Source organism: Algicola sagamiensis DSM 14643 (assembly GCF_000374485.1).
Lineage (GTDB): Bacteria > Pseudomonadota > Gammaproteobacteria > Enterobacterales > Alteromonadaceae > Algicola > Algicola sagamiensis.
In genome coordinates this window covers 13,207-32,059 of record NZ_KB894494.1, presented here as the reverse complement: position 1 = coordinate 32,059, position 18,853 = coordinate 13,207, and the positions used below count along the sequence as shown (strand labels likewise).

The 18,853-nt window shown below is 43.0% G+C and carries 16 protein-coding genes; 11 read left to right on the top strand and 5 right to left on the bottom strand.

Going from position 1 to position 18,853, the window contains the following annotated elements:
* Nucleotides 1-143: 143 nt before the first annotated feature.
* The 11 genes from aroQ (at nucleotide 144) to C505_RS0107675 (ending at nucleotide 12,958) form a co-directional block, all read left to right on the top strand.
* Nucleotides 144-605 (top strand): type II 3-dehydroquinate dehydratase, encoded by a 462-nt coding sequence (gene aroQ, locus C505_RS0107725; protein WP_018692027.1) that lies wholly within the window; start codon nucleotides 144-146, stop codon nucleotides 603-605.
* Nucleotides 606-614: 9 nt separating this feature from the next.
* Nucleotides 615-1,088, top strand: coding sequence for an acetyl-CoA carboxylase biotin carboxyl carrier protein (gene accB / locus C505_RS0107720; protein ID WP_018692026.1), 474 nt, complete (start codon nucleotides 615-617; stop codon nucleotides 1,086-1,088).
* Nucleotides 1,089-1,102: 14 nt separating this feature from the next.
* Nucleotides 1,103-2,446 (top strand): acetyl-CoA carboxylase biotin carboxylase subunit, encoded by a 1,344-nt coding sequence (gene accC, locus C505_RS0107715; RefSeq protein WP_018692025.1) that lies wholly within the window; start codon nucleotides 1,103-1,105, stop codon nucleotides 2,444-2,446.
* 257 nt (nucleotides 2,447-2,703) lie between these two features.
* On the top strand, nucleotides 2,704-3,450 hold the full coding sequence (locus tag C505_RS0107710; protein WP_018692024.1) for a CARDB domain-containing protein: 747 nt from the start codon (nucleotides 2,704-2,706) through the stop codon (nucleotides 3,448-3,450).
* Between the two features lie 149 nt (nucleotides 3,451-3,599).
* Nucleotides 3,600-5,144 (top strand): M17 family metallopeptidase, encoded by a 1,545-nt coding sequence (locus C505_RS0107705; RefSeq protein ID WP_018692023.1) that lies wholly within the window; start codon nucleotides 3,600-3,602, stop codon nucleotides 5,142-5,144.
* Between the two features lie 95 nt (nucleotides 5,145-5,239).
* The gene (locus C505_RS0107700) at nucleotides 5,240-6,535 is read left to right on the top strand and encodes an NCS2 family permease (RefSeq protein WP_018692022.1); all 1,296 of its coding nucleotides are present in this window, start codon (nucleotides 5,240-5,242) and stop codon (nucleotides 6,533-6,535) included.
* 161 nt (nucleotides 6,536-6,696) lie between these two features.
* Nucleotides 6,697-7,761 carry an ABC transporter substrate-binding protein gene (locus C505_RS0107695; RefSeq protein WP_018692021.1) on the top strand — a complete coding sequence of 355 codons (1,065 nt, stop codon included), beginning with the start codon at nucleotides 6,697-6,699 and terminating at the stop codon, nucleotides 7,759-7,761.
* 5 nt (nucleotides 7,762-7,766) lie between these two features.
* Nucleotides 7,767-10,454, top strand: coding sequence for an ATP-binding protein (locus C505_RS0107690; RefSeq protein ID WP_018692020.1), 2,688 nt, complete (start codon nucleotides 7,767-7,769; stop codon nucleotides 10,452-10,454).
* Nucleotides 10,455-10,511: 57 nt separating this feature from the next.
* Nucleotides 10,512-10,919, top strand: a complete 408-nt coding sequence (locus tag C505_RS0107685; protein ID WP_018692019.1) for an HIT domain-containing protein — start codon at nucleotides 10,512-10,514, stop codon at nucleotides 10,917-10,919.
* A gap of 285 nt (nucleotides 10,920-11,204) precedes the next feature.
* Nucleotides 11,205-12,053 (top strand): hypothetical protein, encoded by an 849-nt coding sequence (locus tag C505_RS21760; protein WP_018692018.1) that lies wholly within the window; start codon nucleotides 11,205-11,207, stop codon nucleotides 12,051-12,053.
* A 14-nt stretch (nucleotides 12,054-12,067) separates the two neighbouring features.
* Entirely contained in the window at nucleotides 12,068-12,958 is an 891-nt protein-coding gene (locus C505_RS0107675) for a Hint domain-containing protein (RefSeq protein WP_018692017.1), read from the top strand.
* An 87-nt stretch (nucleotides 12,959-13,045) separates the two neighbouring features.
* On the opposite strand, the gene C505_RS0107670 is transcribed toward C505_RS0107675, so the two are convergent.
* The 5 genes from C505_RS0107670 to C505_RS0107650 form a co-directional block, all read right to left on the bottom strand.
* Nucleotides 13,046-13,969 (bottom strand): hypothetical protein, encoded by a 924-nt coding sequence (locus tag C505_RS0107670; protein ID WP_018692016.1) that lies wholly within the window; start codon nucleotides 13,967-13,969, stop codon nucleotides 13,046-13,048.
* A gap of 11 nt (nucleotides 13,970-13,980) precedes the next feature.
* Nucleotides 13,981-14,757, bottom strand: a complete 777-nt coding sequence (locus tag C505_RS0107665) for a hypothetical protein (RefSeq protein ID WP_018692015.1) — start codon at nucleotides 14,755-14,757, stop codon at nucleotides 13,981-13,983.
* Between the two features lie 63 nt (nucleotides 14,758-14,820).
* Nucleotides 14,821-15,702 (bottom strand): Hint domain-containing protein, encoded by an 882-nt coding sequence (locus C505_RS0107660; RefSeq protein WP_018692014.1) that lies wholly within the window; start codon nucleotides 15,700-15,702, stop codon nucleotides 14,821-14,823.
* Between the two features lie 18 nt (nucleotides 15,703-15,720).
* Nucleotides 15,721-16,560: a hypothetical protein gene (locus C505_RS0107655; protein WP_157368898.1), complete on the bottom strand. Its 840-nt coding sequence runs from the start codon at nucleotides 16,558-16,560 to the stop codon at nucleotides 15,721-15,723.
* A 448-nt stretch (nucleotides 16,561-17,008) separates the two neighbouring features.
* Nucleotides 17,009-18,646 (bottom strand): dipeptidyl-peptidase 3 family protein, encoded by a 1,638-nt coding sequence (locus C505_RS0107650; RefSeq protein ID WP_157368896.1) that lies wholly within the window; start codon nucleotides 18,644-18,646, stop codon nucleotides 17,009-17,011.
* Between the last annotated feature and the right edge of the window lie 207 nt (nucleotides 18,647-18,853).

Below are 18,853 nucleotides of genomic sequence, written 5' to 3'. Positions count from 1 at the left end.
TTTGCTGCTATTTGATGTGAATTCTCTATAATATCCGCTGAAACGCATAAAATGGATCAAACAAATCGGAAATAAGCATAGAACCGTGAGTCATTTCCGATAAAATAGTTTTATCTATTCCTTTTTTCAGAATTTCGTGAACGATGGCAGCTAAATACAGAATATTGCTTTTAAATGGCCCGAATCTGAACCTGCTCGGACAACGTGAACCGGATGTTTACGGCAGAAAAACACTTCAGGATATCGTGGATGATGTAGACGCATTAGCACAGTCTTATCAGTGTGAAGTCACGCATGTTCAATCCAATGCTGAGCACATCTTGGTAGAAACCATTCAAAATGCTCGTGGCAAGTTCGATTACATTCTGATTAATCCAGCAGCTTATACCCACACCAGTGTGGCGATTCGGGATGCCTTATCAGCGGTAGCCATTCCGTTTATTGAGGTTCATTTGTCCAACATTCATGCGCGGGAGGCGTTCCGAAAGCACTCCTATTTATCGGATATTGCGCAAGGGGTGATTTGTGGACTGGGGGCAGCGGGATACCGATTTGCACTACTATCGGCCCTGGAGCAACTTAATACTCAAGATTTAGAACAATAGGCGGTAATCATGGATATACGTAAAATTAAAAAACTCATTGAACTGGTAGAAGAATCTGGCATTTCTGAGCTTGAAATTACTGAAGGTGAAGAATCCGTCAGAATTAATCGTGGCGGAACCGCTCAGATGGCACCTGCGGCATTCATGCATATGCCTCATGCAGCAGCACCAATGCCAAATCATTTCGATGCGGCTGCATCTTCGGCTGTACCAGCTGCGCCTGAAGCGGCAGCAGAACCAGCAATCACAGGTCATATCATCAAATCTCCAATGGTAGGTACTTTCTACCGTGCACCAGCACCAGAAGCAAAGCCATTTGTTGAGGTTGGACAAAATGTTAGTGCTGGCGATACGCTGTGTATTGTTGAAGCGATGAAGATGATGAACCAAATCGAAGCGGATAAAACAGGTGTGGTCAAACAGATTCTTGTTGATAACGAAGATACTGTTGAATTTGATCAACCGCTATTTGTGATTGAATAAGGAAAGGCAAATCAATGCTGGATAAGGTCGTCATTGCGAACCGAGGTGAGATCGCGTTACGCGTTTTGCGTGCATGTAAAGAGCTGGGCATTAAAACAGTTGCGGTCCATTCAACGGTCGATAAAAACCTCAAGCACGTGTTGCTTGCAGATGAATCTATATGTATCGGTAAAGCCCCAGCGACCGAGAGTTATTTAAATATTCCTTCTATTATTGCTGCTGCCGAAGTGACGGATGCGATTGCAATCCATCCGGGGTATGGCTTCTTGGCAGAAAACGCTGATTTTGCGGAACAAGTAGAAAACAGCGGTTTTATTTTCATTGGTCCAAAACCTGATACGATCCGCCTGATGGGCGATAAGGTCAGTGCAATTGATGCAATGAAAAAGGCTGGTGTGCCTTGTGTTCCAGGATCTGATGGCTTTTTGTCTAACGATGAAAGCAAGAATGTTGCTATCGCGAAGCGCATAGGTTACCCGGTGATCATTAAAGCATCAGGCGGTGGTGGCGGCCGTGGCATGCGTGTCGTTCGTCAGGAGTCTGATCTCGTTCAGTCGATCCAGTTAACGAAAGCGGAAGCAAAATCTGCATTTAATAATGATGCGGTTTACATGGAGAAATTCTTGGAAAACCCACGTCATATTGAAGTTCAGGTTCTTGCAGATGGTCAGGGTAGTGCGATTCATTTGGGAGAGCGTGATTGCTCCATGCAACGTCGCCACCAAAAGGTTGTTGAAGAAGCACCAGCACCGGGGATCACTGAAGATATGCGTCGTTACATCGGTGAACGTTGTGTACGTGCATGTATCGAAATTGGCTATCGTGGCGCGGGTACTTTCGAATTCCTATTCGAAAATGGTGAATTCTACTTTATCGAAATGAACACGCGTATCCAGGTTGAACACCCTGTGACAGAAATGGTCACTGGAGTGGATTTGATCAAAGAGCAGCTACGTATTGCAGCGGGTCAACCATTGTCATTAACTCAGGATGATATTCAAATCCGAGGCCATGCAATCGAATGTCGGATTAATGCCGAAGATCCGGAGCGTTTTACACCATCACCAGGCAAGATCAATCGCTTCCATGCACCAGGCGGTTTGGGTATCCGTTGGGAATCTCATATTTACACGGATTACACGGTTCCACCAAACTATGATTCTATGATTGCGAAGTTGATCACTTATGGTGAAAACCGTGGTGTTGCGATTGGTCGCATGCGTAATGCATTGACTGAAGTTGTGGTTGAAGGGATCCAAACGAATATTCCTCTGCAAGAAGATATTATGGCAGATGAAAACTTCCAAAATGGCGGCACGAATATCCACTATTTAGAGAAGAAACTCGATTTGGCATAAACCATCAACTTGACAATTCTCCTTCAAAGCCGCGTTTAGTACGCGGCTTTTTCATATTGTGAATCAATTTTTTCGAAAGGATACATAGCAACTTGTTTGCAACTTTCCGGTCTCTCATTATGCTTTAAATGGGGTAGCCCAAAAGTATGAATGGCAGCCTGGTGTGTGAAGTAGATGTCTATTCAGAAACACATTCTTAGGAATAGGTGTGCTTGAGATAAGCACAGTTAGGAAACGTATGTATAGGGAGATTTGTCATGAAGACACAATCCAAACGCTGTTGTATTTATTTCTCACTTCTTTTTTCCCTTCTATTCAGCCCGTTCGTCGTTGCTGATGTCATTGAAGATTTATCCCTCAAGCATTATCAAACAGGGTGGTTTCCCAATTTTTTTCGGGAAAAAGGGCCACTGACATGTCCCCAAACCTGTCGTTATTGGACACAAGGACAAACCCGAGCTGAGGGAGAGCAGACGCATCAATATACGGATGAATTTAAGATGACCTATGTCTGCAAATGGACAGAAGATGAAGCGATCATCGAAGAACCGATCAATGATCCAAAATCCCACTGGATGTATGGGAATCAATTCGACAATAAAACTGCTTGTTTTGTTGGAACACCTTGGCATCAAGTGATCGACTCTGATCATTATATGTGTCTGTGTGTACGGCCATGCCATCAACTGCCAGATTTAATCGTGAGTAAGATTGGAAAGCCGATATATGACGCTTCAACTGGAGAGTCTGTGATCAAGGTCGCATTCTCAAATGTTGGTACGGCAGCTTCTGTAGCGACCCAAGGTAAGCTAACGGACTCTGGTACATCGGATGTTCAAGCAATTCCTGCAATGGGAGCTGGTGCTGTTGCTGTTGTTGTCTTTCGGTTACCGTTTTGGGTCTATAACCCGGATGCAAACATCCTTGTTGTTGCAGATTCGCCAAATCTGGTAAAAGAGTGTAATGAACGCAATAACTGGAAACGCTTTTTTGACAAGGGTTGAGGCCGATAATCGTGAATAGCCATAGAGCAGCACATCCAGTATTTTTCGTGTTGCTCTATTTGAAAATCATACACACGATCTTGTGATCAAGGGCTTCTTAGCGCATAATTCCCCATCTTTCCTTGCTTCTCAAATAAGAAGGGTGAATCATGGCATTTCCAATTCCCGTTGCTGTAACGGATCTTACAGCAGAAATGAATTCATCAAACTGGGATGCACTCATTGTTATTGGTGCATCATTTAGTGACCGAGATATCCCTCAAATTACTTCTTTTCTCAAAACAGACCAGCGTATTGGTCAAAATACTGTTGGCATGGTGTGCGAAGGTGTGCCTGGTAATCGCCTGATTTTAGCGCCTACGGGGATGTTGGATCGTGATATTGATGATGTACGTCGTTTCGAAGATGCAGCAGGCAGTGCCATTCTGGAAGCGCAGGCATTGGGTTCGCGTTCTCCATTGATCTGGGTGAAGGACATTCCTTCAACAGAAGTATTTCAGAATGCATCAGAAGCGACTTATCTTGGTTTAACACAAGCACTTTGGCAGCCATTAGAAGCAAGAGAAAGACTGAACGAATCAGAAATAGAACCGATTGAGACCGTCGGGATATACAGCGAGCAGCCGATTCACGCACAATGGCTCAAAGCGATCGAGTCTGGTCGCCGTGTTGCCCGTGACTTATGTGGGACAGAGCCAGAGCGTATGTCACCCCCACATTTTGCTGAATATTGCGAGCAAGCATTTGAAGGAACGTCAGTCAAAGTAACCGTCAATCGCGATCTTGATTCGCTGACGATGAATTACCCATTGCTCATGTCTGTTGCGCGTGCATCAAAGCATGTCGAGCGTCATCATCCGCGTGTGATCCGTTTGGAATACACGCCAGAAGGTCCCATTGAAAAAACGTTGATGTTTGCTGGGAAAGGCCTGACCTATGATACAGGTGGTGCTGATCTTAAAGTCGATGGTCATATGGCAGGCATGAGCCGAGATAAAGGTGGTGCTGCTGCGGTTGCAGGTTTTGTGAAGACAGCAGCAGAGCTTGGTGTGAAAGGCGTCAAAATCATTGCCGAGATTGGTGCAGTGCGTAACTCCATCGGTTCGGATGCATTTGTCACTGACGAAATCTGTACGAGTCATGCTGGTGTTCGTGTTCGTATTGGTAATACCGATGCAGAAGGGCGTTTGGTCATGGCAGATCTACTTTCGCATCTTCGAGAAAATGCGCTGGAAGAAGTCAATCCTCAGCTCTTTACCGTTGCAACGTTGACGGGGCATGCTGCAATTGCATTGGGGCCTTATACTGCATTAGTTGAAAATGGTCCATCCAGAGCGCAACGCATTGCTGCAAAAATTGCGGATGCTGGTGAAGTTTGGGGTGATCCGTGTGAATTGTCCCGTGTGCGCCGTGAAGACTATGAGATGATTGCACCAAAAACGAAAGCAGACGATGTTTTATCTTGTAATAATGCGCCATCCTCTAGAACACCACGTGGACATCAGTTCCCAATGGCCTTTATGGATGTTGCTGCTGGGTTAGATAAGCATGGTCTGAGCAGCCAACAGCCCATACCTTATATTCATATTGACATCGCTGGTAGTGGTGTTGAAAAAGGCGACTGGCAGCACGATAAACCAACTGCTGCGCCGCTCACGGCCCTCGCGGCCGCTTACTTAAAAAATAAAGCTTAACCAAAAACCGCCTCCGGGCGGTTTTTTTATACCTTGAATCCGTGAATAGCACAATCTGTGAATAACGTAAACGTAAAGTAGTACTGAGGAAGACGATGTCCCTTTTAGAGAAATTGTTCAAAATAGAAGCCCTTGGCAGTTCAGTAAAACGAGAATGTGTGGCAGGGGTGACCACCTTTTTGACCATGGCCTATATCATTTTTGTCAATCCCCAAATGCTGGCGGATGCAGGGATGGATCCGGGCGCTGTGTTTGTTGCAACTTGCTTGGCCGCAGCACTCGGCTGTTTTCTCATGGGTGTACTTGCCAATTACCCTGTTGCATTAGCACCAGGAATGGGACTGAATGCGTTCTTTACCTATGTTGTGGTGATGGAGATGGGATATAGCTGGGAGGCTGCGTTAGGTGCTGTTTTCCTATCCGGTATATTGTTCATCCTACTGAGCTTATTTAAAGTTCGGGAGTGGATCATGAATAGTATTCCAGTTCCTCTTAAACTCGGGATTGGTGCCGGTATTGGCTTGTTCCTCGCACTGATTGCATTAAAAAGCGTTGGGTTGGTCGTAGCAAGTCAAAGTACGTTAGTCACATTAGGAGACTTAACGCAACCATCCGTTTTACTCGCAATCCTTGGCTTTTTTATCATCATTGCATTTGCGCATTTTGATGTAAAAGCGTCGGTGATCCTGGGCGTGATTTCTGTAACATTACTTAGTCTTGCATTCGGCATGGTTGAGTATCAAGGGATTGTTTCTCTCCCGCCTTCATTAGAGCCAACTTGGCTGAAAATGGATATCAAAGCGGCCTTTGATATCAGTATGCTCAGCGTCATTTTCACCTTTTTGTTTATCGATTTGTTTGATACGTCCGGTACCTTGGTTGCGGTGACACATAAAGCAAAATTGATGAAAGAAGATGGCACAATTCCTAACCTTTCCAAAGCGCTACTCGCAGATAGTGGTGCCAGTGTCGTCGGTGCTACGCTTGGGACGTCAACAACCACAAGTTATATTGAAAGTGCATCTGGTGTTGCTGTTGGCGGCAGAACAGGCCTTACGGCTGTTGTCACAGGTTGTTGTTTCTTACTTGCTTTATTCTTCTCACCACTTGCTGGCATGGTGCCAGTATATGCAACTGCGGGTGCGTTGCTTTATGTTTCCGTCTTGATGTTGGGCAGTTTACAGCATATCGAGTGGGATAAACTGACCGATGCCGTGCCGGTTGGGATCATTTTGATTATGACGCCGTTGAGTTTTTCTATTTCAGAGGGGATTGCGCTGGGCTTTATTTCTTATGCAGTGATCAATCTGATGACGAATCAATGGAAGCAAGTCAGTGTGAGTGTGTGGGTACTTGCCGCATTATTTATCTCTCGATATGCATTTGCATAAGCTTTGAAGAAGTGTGGCGCAGGGATGGGCAACACTTCTCTGATTCAATCCTTACCTATCTTAAATAGAATTCCTTGATGTGATACCGCTTATTTACTTACCAATAACAGAAACGGAATGCTAAAATTTGGAAACTAATCAAGGGGAAAAGGTGATATTGAATGCTGACTCGCGTGATAGGCGGTGTCTTTGCCATTTTGCTATGGGGCGATCTCGCATTTGCTCAGGCGCAAAGGGTTTCCCTCTATAACTGGCCGGATTATTTTCCTCAGTCTGTCATCGATATATTTGAGCAGCAAACCAGTATTAAAGTTGATATTTTTGACTATGCGAGTGATGAAGAGAAAGATGCTGTACTCTATGCGACGCAAGCAAAATCCCATGATATTTTTGTGACGAGTCAATTTCGTCTTCCTAACTATATTGCCTCTGACTGGCTAGCCCAAGTTCCTAAAGATAAATTACCAAATCTCAAGCATGTTGATCCGAAATGGTTAGACACTGAGAATGCCAACTATTGTGTGCCTTACTTGTGGGGAACGCTCGGCATTTTATACAGGAAGGATCGCGTGAAGACGCCACCAACTTCATGGAACGATTTTTTTCAACCCGATGAAACATTAAAATCCAGCATTGGTATGATTAAAGATAGCCGTGATGTGATTGGTATGGCGTTGCTCTCACTTGGGTTTACCCTCAATGAAACTCGAATGTATGCTTTTCGTCAAGTGGAAAGGCGCTTAGCTGAGTTTGATGAGTATGTGGCCGATTTTCAGATCCTTGAGTTAAGTGAAAAGTCACAAATTATTCAAGGAAACTGGGCGATGTCGATGGCTTATAACGGTGATGCCCAAGTATTACAATCCCTGAATGATCAGCTCAAGTTTGTGCTGCCAAAAGAAGGCACTGCGATTTGGATGGATTGCTTTGCGGTGAATCATGAGGCAGCAAAAAAGCCAATTGTCTGGGAGTTCCTTAATTACATCCATCAGCCGAAAGTTGCAGCAAAAATAGCTGACTCGCTGAAGTTTGCAACGACCAACAAATCAGCGGAGCAGTTTCTCTCAGCATCGTTTAAACGGAATCCGGTTATTTATCCTTCCCAAGCTATCATGAATCGTTCAACAGTTTATAAAAGCCTCCCAACGAACGCACGATTACAGCTACAGCGTCTCTATAGTAACTTGATGTACCGTGTTCAACGCAATCAACAATCGAAAATGTGACTGCTATGAAAATAAGCCATAAGTTGATCCTTCTCATTATTGCACTGGTTGTTGTTCCCTTGTCGGCTTTTGCAGGGATGGCTTACTATATTTTTCTTACAGCGCAGCAGGGACATCATTTATCACAAATTCATCAAGATGTTGAACGGGAGTTGATACATCTGCGAGATCATCATCGGAATATTCGGTCGATGTCAGCATTACTGGCAAATAGTAATATCGTTGAACAGTACGTCAAAGTGGCCTCTAAACCTTACCGAAATAATGTGATGCTATCGCCATTACTCGATACCTTTTCTCGTTTTGCATATGCGTTTCCTGAAATTTATGACATTCGTCTTGTCGATCAATTTGGTGTAGAAGATGCGCGTTTCTCAACATCAATTGAAAAAAATAAAAAACTGATGACACCTGTATTAACAGCGGATGTATTAAAACGAATTCAGACGATGCGCGGAGATCACGATCTTTTTTATGAGAAAGAAGAAGGGCAGCAACGTTTGACGCTCTATTCTGTTGTACGCTTGGCGCGCTGGGAAGGCAATCAACAATTGAAGGAGCACTGGGGTTATCTCGTCATTTCCCTTTGGTCTACGATGCTTGAAAAAATGGTCATTTCTCCAGTTGATCAACGTGGCGTGACGATGATCACGGATAGGGAAGGTAAGCCGATATACCATTCTAAGAATATATCCACTGACTGGATCACAAACCACTTCGCATCTTTTCGGCATGTTGTTTCACCACTTCAGCATACGGAAGTGAATATTCATCAACATAAATACCTGCTGATAGGGCGGACATTTTTAAACAAACAATATTTCTTACTCAAAGGGATCTCTGAACGGGACTACAGTCAGGATCGGCATTGGTTGTTTTCAACCACACTCGCATTTTGTATTGCACTCCTCGTGTTAATACCAGCCACTATATATTGGTTCCTCTATGGTTTCGTGATCCGGCCCATGAATATGATGATCGCCGCGAAGTCCCGAGTGACTTCTGGTGACTTGTATGTACAACTTCCAGTCGTTCGTAAAGATGAGATTGGCAGCTTATTTGATGCGTTTAATCAGATGATGGACAACCTGAGGAAAAGTGCGGCAGAAAAACTGAAACATCAAAGTGAACTTGAAGAGAAGGTGAAGTCCAGAACAACCATGTTGGCAGAGTCAAATAAAGAGCTAGCCTTCGCGAATCAGGAATTACAAAAAGCGCGTCAACAAGCAGAAGTTGCCAGTAATCATAAGAGCCAGTTTTTGGCGAGTATGAGCCACGAAATTCGCACACCTTTGACCGCTATTATTGGATTTACGGAGCAAGTGCTACATCGAGAAAAGCTGTTAGAAGCTGATCAAGATCTGTTACGTCGTTCGGTGAATAATAGTCATCACCTCCTGACATTAATTAATGAAATATTGGATTTATCGAAGATTGAATCTGGCAAACTCAGTATGGAAATGGAAGTTTTCAGCTTGATGAATTTGTTGGGTGAGGTTGAATCTATTGCCCAGGCTGAGGCAAAGAACAAACAGATCGTTTTTGAACTCTTTTATGATTTCCCGCTGCCAGAACGGGTGATTTCAGATGAGGTTCGCCTGAAACAAGTGCTGTTGAACTTGTGCTTGAACGCGGTAAAGTTCACCGAAAAAGGAAAAGTAACACTGCGCGTTAATTATCAGCCAGGGCAAAATAACTTGAATTTCGTGATCCATGACACGGGGATTGGGATGAACCAGGCGCAGATTTCGAGGTTATTTCAACCGTTTGAACAAGTTGGTCCTCGTGTTGCCAAGCATTATGGTGGAACTGGCTTGGGGCTGGTGATTTCTAAGAAACTGGTGAATATACTGGGTGGAGATATTTCGGTCAGTAGTGAGCCAAATCAAGGCAGTACTTTCACTTTTTATATCCATGTTAAAACACCAGATTCATTCTTGGTAGAACAAATCCCTTGTGTGAAGGCGATTAAAAAAGCAGCGCAAACAATGATCACGCCACACATCTCTGGCCGTCTTCTCATCGCGGAAGACAATATGGATAACCAATTGCTTCTGCGTATGTTGTTAGAACGATATCATCTGGAATTTGAGATGGTTGAAAATGGCCAGCTTGCTGTTGAGGCAGCTCTGAGTCAAGAATATGATTTGATCTTATTGGATATTCAGATGCCTGTTATGGATGGGTTGGAAGCGATTCAACTGATGCGCGCATCGGGTGTTGAAGCTCCGATAGTTGCCCTCACTGCAAATGTGATGACAGATGATATGGAGCGTTATGCTGCGAGTGGATTTACATCTGTGTTTGCAAAGCCAATCAACGAAGAAAAATTTGGGAAAATGTTACAGGGCTATCTTGAAAAAAATGAGAAAGAGCCGAAAGTGGAAACCCAGTGGGATAACATTGAAGTCTTGTTACAAAACGACCCTGAGATCCAGGCATTAAAGCAGGACTTTGGGACGCGATTACCAGGATTAATTGATGAGCTCAAGCACTTGTTTGCGGAAAGAGAGTGGCATGATCTCAAACGCAAAGCACATAGCCTGAAAGGCAGTGCTGGCAGTATGGGCTTTCCTGAAATGACCCAAATGGCAGCCTCATTGGAGAAGTTAGCGAAAGAAAAGCAGGCTGGCGATTGCGAAGCGATTTTTCATTCAATGGATGATTATTGTAAAAAACAAAAGTCTTCCTGATATTCTTCGATAAAATAGCAATCATAAAAAATCATCCTGTATGATGAGGAAACCGCTATGGCATTTTCAATCAATCCACAATTAGAACAAGACTCAATCTTTTTGGACCGTTGGACACTTTGCGATGTCCGTTTGATCAATGATCAACAATATCCATGGATTTTACTTATCCCGCGTCGAGAGGGGGTTCGAGATTTGCATGAACTCACACAAGAAGATTACCTGCAACTGATGAAAGAAAGTCGTCGACTGAGTGAAACGATGCAAACTTTATTTCAATCGGAAAAAATGAATGTAGCAGCTTTAGGAAACGTTGTTCCACAACTTCATCTCCATCACATTGCACGTTATCAATCGGATCCGGCTTGGCCAAAGCCTGTTTGGGGCCTATTCCCAATGCAACCGTATTCAAACGAGCAACTTCAAGAAATCAAAGAGAAACTGCTCCCTTATTTAACAAGCTAACGCGAATTAAAATGACGGAATGCATCTATTTCGTCATTGGCTCTCCTCATACTGAGTATTAAAACTCATCCTATAGTCACAAGGTTGAGATGCTCCTTCCATCAAAATCCTACAAGAACTGATTATAAAGCATCAGATTTTTGGTGTTGTTTTCACCAAAAACACAATTTTGATGGATATTTTTCCTATTCTTTTCTCCATAAGATGGTATGGCCTAGATGGCATATATCACATTGATTATTAAGGTTAATTTGATGTGAATATCATTAAAATAGGAGATTTATAATGAAAAAAGCAATGATGCTGATTGGAAGTACTATTTGCTTCTCAGCGTTCGCCTCCCCTGACCAAACAGCCTTTCAGCAGTGCAATTCAATCCTGGCTGATGATGTTTTTCAAACTTACGAAAGAACATTGAACTTTAAATCTAGAGTTGCATTAAAAAAGTGGCTTTGCAGTACGGATTTTGCTGCAGGAAGCCAGGGCTATGATTCGGCATTGCGAATGACCAGTGCCTTTTCAACGGATGGTCAGTATGATGATTTACAGCGATGGAAAGACGGCCATTGCGAAGAAAGTGATAAAACATTTGATGGAAGTAAGTCATCCCATTTACTCATCCAGCATGCAAAGTCTTATATCACTGAAGAGTGGGCACAATGTGTCGAAAGAAAAGTTGACGATCATCTGTTTTGTTATGGTGTAGAAACGGATGATTCAGTCTTGATGACGCTTCGACTTTCAGGGTATCGCGATTTTGAAGTCTCGAAAATTCAGACGCCAAATCTTATGGCATTAACGGAAAAACCAAGAGAAATCAGCCCTGGAAAATTCTATATTAGCTATGAGAAACGGAACCCTGCACGTGATGCAAGTTTCCATCTTCAAGGGTTAAGGCTTGCAAGTTCTTGGTGGGGCAAAGATTATAGCGCTTCTTGCTCATACCAGCTTCCAAGAGAGCCAAAGCCTTCTAATTATATGGATTGCGAGCAGTTTCGTATTCAGGCACTCAATGCCGATAAAATCACTTTCAGACAGTATCGTTATATGAAAGACAGCAATATGGTTCCGTTGTTTGATGTTTATGATGGAAGCTTTAAAGGTCAATATTCATGTGATATCTACGAAGGATAAAGGAAAAAATACTCATGAAAAAACTCAATGGAAAGGTTTTCGCTGCATCTTGTCTTTTGCCCATGCTCTTTTCGTTTTATGCCGAAGCGCAAAGAACACCAATTCTTCAAAAACGTTGTGAGCAGGATAGTTTATCGCCAGCTCAGGCAATAGGAAGAACGGACTGGTCGTTTAAATGCCAGCATATTTCACGTCGGACGTGGGACTTTTATAAACATGATGACTTTGGAGAAATTCTTGCTAGGCCAATGTATCCGATTTATTCGACGAATACATCGCTGACAGATCTCTGGAAAGCACCCGTCGCTGAGTCAAGTGCTTGCAGCAAAGGACCAAATGGGAAGTTTATGCCGCAAGCAGCTTGTGTTTCATCATGCTACACACCCGATCAGAAAATTCTATTTGCCCAAGGCGAGCTGCCAATTTTTGATGCATATAGCAAACGGCTTTCGAAAATTGTCACATTGGATACGCAATCCACGTTGCACAGCTTAGGGTATATGGTCAGAGATGTTGATGGTTATTCTGAGTCACTCAAGGATGTAGAGCATACGATACTGGTGCTGAAGACACAAAACGGCGGACAGTTAAAGGTGACTGAGAATCATCCATTACTTGTCTCGACAGGTCATATGCGTAATGCAGAGGACATTGATATTGGGGAAAAGCTGATTGCTGAGAATGGGTCTTTTGATACGGTTGTTTCAATCGAGCCAATCAAATATTTCGGTAAGGTTTACAATGTGAAGCCATATTCAACCGACGAAAATGGAATGACAGAGTTGAATGGACAGATCATTGTTGCACAAGGTTTCTTATCTGGATCTTATTACTATCAGAATCGAGGACTTGCGCATGTAAATCGACTGATCTTAAGAGATCAAATCCCTGATAACCTCATTTAATTTCATCGTGAGAAAAGCGCGATGTCGCTTTTCTCACACTTGGCAATATCATGGATACCAAGTGTGAGAAAATAAAGATCCTAAACCCTAAGGCATCTCAATGTATTCTGCGCAGCTAATGCTACCGAAGAGTTTACCCGTCACTGGATGAAACACAGGGATGTTGTTATTTTCAACATAGGTCTCATAAGCTCGTTGAGTAATTTTTTTGTCTTGATAAAGCTGATCGCGGTACATTGCACAATCATTGATGCCTTCGTTCGACATCTTGTCTTTTGCCAAGGCCGTTGGGATTGTGAATGAGCAACTGATGGGTTCCTTTCCCTGTCGGACATTCAATGAGAAAAGAGCACTTTGTAACATATCGTCTTTTTGCATATCGAATGACTGGTTGCCTTTGAGTGAATCAGGAAGGTGGCTGAGTGCGGTGAGGTTCTCAAGTGTGATTTTGAGTTCACTCAGCGGTTGCTGGCTTTCTTGTGTCTGCAAGTAGGCTTTCAGCATTTCTGGTTTGAATGGATCGGGTGATTGAGCATAGCATGCAACTGGGGATTGAGTTGCTTGTTGCATGCATTGAGCCCAACCTTTTGGTGTCTCATCCGTAAAATAGTTGATGAGCGGAAAAGCGAGCTGATTTGGTTGGCGTAAACGGTCGTCCTGATGACAATATTTTTCCTTCCAGGATTCCAGTGTCAATGTTTCTTCTTCTGTATGAAAGATTGGGAGGTAGGTCTGCTTTTTATCAGTGAATGAATCAATGCTATTGTCAGCTTTCCCATCACCACTGCACATCCAGCGCTTGAGTTTATACCTGGCGTCATAACTAAGGACTCTTTGGTAATCGTGATACAGTACTTCTGCAAGGATCGTATTACATTTGGCATAAGCAGCCATTGTATCCGTTGCTGGTGGCAGCACTGGCTTGGGGTTTTCCTTTGGATCATCATCAGAGCAAGCAGCGATCAGACCGAGACAAATTGTGACGAGTGGGAAGGTATATTTCAGGCCCATTATTTCACCTCTTAGGTTCCAGATTGTTTTTCTTTTGCTCTTGCTTTCAGTCGGGCAGTGATCCGCTCGACATGATTGAGGAGCTGTTCTTTACGCGTTCCAGCGAAATTATCAATATAAGTAATTAGCTTTTGGTGGTAGGGGTCGCTTCCATGTTGGTCTTTAAAGGTATCCCATGCTTCTGGATGATAGACAGCAAACTCAACACCAAGCTCTACTTTGTCACCAACGAGGGAACGTTTCAATTCTTTATTCGTCAATCCTTCGAAATTTTTGGCAAGTAGAATATCCTGAACAAGTTCAACCGCTAGATCGGTTTGAATCGAACTATATTTTCCGGTTAATAATGTGGAAACATAGAGAATACTATCCAAACGGCGCTTTTCTTCCGCCCAGTCTAATTTGTCTTTTTCGGGTTTTTTAAGCAAGATCTTTCGTGCTGTAGCCACACGTTCTGGATCTTCAATAATCGCTTTGAACTGATCCTGATCCGCATGACTGACGAGTGCCTTATCACTTAAATCAAGGAAATCAGCAAATTCTGGCGTTGGTTTTCGCCATGCTTTTTTCTCTTTCTTTTCAATTTCTTTGGGGGGAATATCAAGCTGTGCTTGTGAATCAGTGATGTCTGTTTGGGCAAGTGTTGTCAGTTGTGTCTGCTCGGGTGCTTCAATTGGGGTGGGTGGTGTTGTGTTCGCTTGTTCTGGGGATTGTTGTTGCGTAAGGGAAAGCAGGCTTATCAAACCAACACCAATGATCCCTGTGACTATCAGTATCTTTTTTTGCATCATCAGCTCCTTTTGACAGATTCGATGTGAAAAAGGGTGCACATAGCACCCTAAAAACATGGGTTAAATCAGGTTATCTGGAATACGGTCGCGAAGGACGAGACGATTCACATGATGTGCACCTGTATTTTGGTAGTAGAAAGAACCAGACAGGTAACCTTGTGCAATGACGATTTGTCCATTTAAGCTCGTGACGCCATTTTCATTATTTGAGTTTGGCTTCACGTTATAGACCTTGCCGTAGTACTTGATAGGCTCAATAGAAACAATCGTATCAAATGAGCCATTCTCAGCAATCAGCTTATCGCCAACATGGATGTCTTCTGCATTACGCATATGACCTGTTGAAACGAGAAGAGGGTGATTCTCAGTGACTTTTAATTCGCCACCGCTTTGTGTCTTCAAAACCAAAATGGTATGAAGAACATCACGAATGGACTCACTGTAGGCATCAACATCACGGACCTGATAGCCAAGGCTATGCAGCGTTGATTGATCATCGAGAGTAACGATTTTAGAGACGCGTTTTGTGACTGCATCGAAAATCGCCATTTCACCATCGGCAAATAAGATCTTCTGATCAGGCGTATAGCAAGAGGCCAAACAGAAGTTAAACTCTGTATACTTATTGCCTGGTCCGTAGCTACAAGCCGCATTTTTATCTTTAGGCGCACGCCACCAATCATCGAAGTTCTTTGGGTTGACGTAGGTTGGGTAGTAAGGGCGCGTTCTGACATTATCATTGTCATCCAGGCGGTTATACTCCCAAGTACGTTTTGAATAATGCTTACACTTATAAGCCCAGTCATTTCGCTGGTGGCCTTGTGCGTTGCTCAAACTATCTTCTTCACAGCGTTTTAGCAAGCGCGCACCACCTGCTTCAGCGGGAGCGGTTGCCGCCAATAAGGCAGCACAAACAGAACTTAAAAAGAGAATGTTTTTCATTGTGTCCATACCTTATGATTAATATTCATTAAAACGAGAACATCTGTAGTAACCCGCCAAGTGACCTGTTCTGTTATCAAACAGAGGAACCATCGCGTTGTCACGATAGTGCTGGTAGTCTCTTGGAGAAATCATACCGTCGCTGAGTGCTTGTAGGCGGAATACTTCACATGCACCTTCATTGTTTTCAGCTACAGGCTTCTTCGGGATGGTATAGCTGCAAGAAACATCAATGTAATCTGCTTCACCATTCAAGTCGAAATACCCTTCGCGACGCTCGTTGTCTTTTTGATAACGAATACGTTTTTCACCAGGGCGAATACGCGTTGGTTCACTTGTCAGTGCAGTGAGGTTTGTACTGTTGATCTCCACATTCTCAATATTACCGATGCCATATTCAAGATCGACGGTCATGAGTAGTGAATCATCAGTTTCTTTTGCATAGCATACAAGGTTGTCTCGTTTGACTTCCTTCATACAACTTGACCATGCATTGACGATCGTGTCATTGGCCTGCTGAATCAATACATGAGACGATCCACTGCCCTCATACTCATAGTCCGAGCCTTCACAGTGTTGTCTTTTCCAAGATTTGACGTTGCCACCGCCGCCACCTAAGGAAAAAATTTTCATGACACTAAACTTTAAATTTCCACCCGCATTGCTTGAGCTTTCATCACTGCTACAAAGCCACTTTTTGAGTGCAACTTTTGAGTTGAAGTTCATCGTGCGGTTGTAATTATCGAAGACACCTTGTGCAAGAATATCGTTACAATATTCATATGGATCTGTGTCTGCGGCAATAGCTGGGGCAGAGAGGCAGCTTGTTGTTGCAAGAAGCATCAGTGCTTTTTTCATAGGTTTTTCTCCATGTTCCTCATCCATGCTAACTACTTATGAAAAGTCATGTAATACATGAGGTTAATGCTTTTGTATTTGTTTTAATTGGTCAGACTGCTTCCTTGACTAGGATTATTTTATGAGCAAAGCGTTCGAATAAGAATAGGTATAAAATATGGTTTGCAATGTTTGAATTTTGTGCTTATTTCATTCTAAATAATGTTGAGATGAACTTTTAAATCAGTAATTTTGCACTTAATTCCTAATACAAAAGATAAATGAAACATTGGAAAAACAATTTTGTTTCAAATGGTTGATGATTTTTTGGCTTTGACGGAATAGCGATGATGATATTGAGATTTCTTTTTCCGTGATGGATATAAAAAGCGTATCTAACGAGTGAGTTGATACTCACTTGTTAGATACATCATATTGATAAAAAGTAAAGCGCAGAGGTGAGGTCTATTTATAGGCCCAGTTGCTCTTTCCCTTGGATAAAAGTGATATCAACAGGAATGTTGGCTTTGGATAAGCGAGCGAGATCTTCTTTGAGTAATGGGCCGATGTTGCCATCTTCAGCAAAAAGTTGATCGACTTTCGCATAACTTCCGTCGCCTTGCAGTGTCAAAATCAAACGAGACAAATCATTGATTGCTTGTTTCATTTTCTTCATGTTGACACGGTATTGGCCATTTGGGGCACGTGTAAAAGCTTCTGCTTCTTTGAAATAATTAAACCGAACCATATTTGCTTTACCATGGGCACTGGATGCACCAAACCGAACCGAGCGGAATATCCCAGCAAGAAAGGTCGTGTAGTAATCTTCCAGTTGCCCTTCGCGGATCACACCTTTCTTTAATAGTTGTGACACCATATATAAGCCAAGGATGTCTGCTTTGCCTTCTTCCAAAGCGGATGCGTGCTCTCTGAGTGCTTGTCGCACAGTTCCGTTTCCATTGATGGTATTTTTAATGCCTAAGCCATGCGCGACTTCATGGAACATCGTATTTGCGAAGAAAGCATTGAATGTGATGTGATTTCTTTGCTCAGGGACAATGAGTTCATCAGCAATGGGCTTTAAAATATGATCAAACTTCGCTCGCATTGCATTTTTGAGCTGTAGGCGGCGGGTCCCTTCTTTTAACTGGACTTCTTCATCATTTGGAAGGTTAATCGCAATTGTTTTCCCGCCAGCATTGGAGTGGCCAGCATAGTAAACAACATCGTATGCACCGAGGTCTGCATTTGTTCCTGGCTTTTCCTGTTTGTATTGAGATGGAACCGGAAGACCGCGTTGGAGTGAGGGTAACTGCTTCGCATATTTCGCCAGCTTTTTACTCCAGCGTTGATCCTTAATGAGAACATACGCTTCAAAACCCGCCCGATAACCGAAAAGTTGGTCTTCATAGGTCTCGATCGGACCAATGACTACGTCAACAGGGTTGGTTTTCATTGACATCCAGGCAAAGTCTGAAGGTTGGTACTGATTCAACAACAGTGCATTTGCGCGCATGTTCAAATATTTTTTAAAATCGCGATCTTCTGCTAAATCTGCGGCCTGACGCAGTAAGTTGGCTGCTTTTTTCAGTTCTGGTCCGTAAGCCATTGCATAGGGGATCGTCTTTAACTTGCCATTTTCATCGTATCGAACCAAGGAATAGAGCCCCTTCTTATCCGAAAGTCCAGCAATGGAAAACTCATCTTTGGTCATCTCTTTGGGATAAAACTCAGCACCAGGGCGTTTGGTAGGAATACCTTTTAAAAAAGGCCTTTCATTATCGAGCCTATCCCATGGTCCGTAGTTGATTTGTGCAAATTGTCGAACTTTCGGATCTGGAATACGGGAAAGAAAGGTCGTTTTATCTTCACCATAAGACTGTTTCCAGAAGAGATCATCCATCACGTCAGCCGCATCAATAAGTAAGCTTACCATTTTTTTCTGGTTCTGGGAGAGATGAGAAAGATCGGCGCTCAACGTCACAGGTTGATAGATATCTAACCTGGATTGTACATGCGGTAACGGTTTATAGTTTGTGAGTTGGCAACCAGTCAGAGCCAAGGTGCCAATCATCGCTGCTGCGAGTTTATAATTATGATTGATCATGAGGACATCCATGAAAAGTTAGAATGGCTCAACACCCTACCGGAATGTTGAACAATTGAAAAGTCGCGTGAATGCAGGTTTACAAGCTTTAAATAAGAAATTCATCATTCGTTGGCTTTAATTTTTCCGATCATGGATCATAATTAAGGAAAAGGATAAGAATACAAATTCCTGATTTTCAATATTTTAATGATTTATCATCAACCG

Excerpts from the sequence above, each read along its gene's own strand:
- aroQ (WP_018692027.1), top strand. The coding sequence starts at position 144 with ATGGCAGCTAAATACAGAATATTGCTTTTAAATGGCCCGAATCTGAAC.
- accB (WP_018692026.1), top strand. The coding sequence starts at position 615 with ATGGATATACGTAAAATTAAAAAACTCATTGAACTGGTAGAAGAATCT.
- accC (WP_018692025.1), top strand. The coding sequence starts at position 1,103 with ATGCTGGATAAGGTCGTCATTGCGAACCGAGGTGAGATCGCGTTACGC.
- C505_RS0107710 (WP_018692024.1), top strand. The coding sequence starts at position 2,704 with ATGAAGACACAATCCAAACGCTGTTGTATTTATTTCTCACTTCTTTTT.
- C505_RS0107705 (WP_018692023.1), top strand. The coding sequence starts at position 3,600 with ATGGCATTTCCAATTCCCGTTGCTGTAACGGATCTTACAGCAGAAATG.
- C505_RS0107700 (WP_018692022.1), top strand. The coding sequence starts at position 5,240 with ATGTCCCTTTTAGAGAAATTGTTCAAAATAGAAGCCCTTGGCAGTTCA.
- C505_RS0107695 (WP_018692021.1), top strand. The coding sequence starts at position 6,697 with ATGCTGACTCGCGTGATAGGCGGTGTCTTTGCCATTTTGCTATGGGGC.
- C505_RS0107690 (WP_018692020.1), top strand. The coding sequence starts at position 7,767 with ATGAAAATAAGCCATAAGTTGATCCTTCTCATTATTGCACTGGTTGTT.
- C505_RS0107685 (WP_018692019.1), top strand. The coding sequence starts at position 10,512 with ATGGCATTTTCAATCAATCCACAATTAGAACAAGACTCAATCTTTTTG.
- C505_RS21760 (WP_018692018.1), top strand. The coding sequence starts at position 11,205 with ATGAAAAAAGCAATGATGCTGATTGGAAGTACTATTTGCTTCTCAGCG.
- C505_RS0107675 (WP_018692017.1), top strand. The coding sequence starts at position 12,068 with ATGAAAAAACTCAATGGAAAGGTTTTCGCTGCATCTTGTCTTTTGCCC.
- C505_RS0107670 (WP_018692016.1), bottom strand. The coding sequence starts at position 13,969 with ATGGGCCTGAAATATACCTTCCCACTCGTCACAATTTGTCTCGGTCTG.
- C505_RS0107665 (WP_018692015.1), bottom strand. The coding sequence starts at position 14,757 with ATGCAAAAAAAGATACTGATAGTCACAGGGATCATTGGTGTTGGTTTG.
- C505_RS0107660 (WP_018692014.1), bottom strand. The coding sequence starts at position 15,702 with ATGAAAAACATTCTCTTTTTAAGTTCTGTTTGTGCTGCCTTATTGGCG.
- C505_RS0107655 (WP_157368898.1), bottom strand. The coding sequence starts at position 16,560 with ATGAAAAAAGCACTGATGCTTCTTGCAACAACAAGCTGCCTCTCTGCC.
- C505_RS0107650 (WP_157368896.1), bottom strand. The coding sequence starts at position 18,646 with ATGATCAATCATAATTATAAACTCGCAGCAGCGATGATTGGCACCTTG.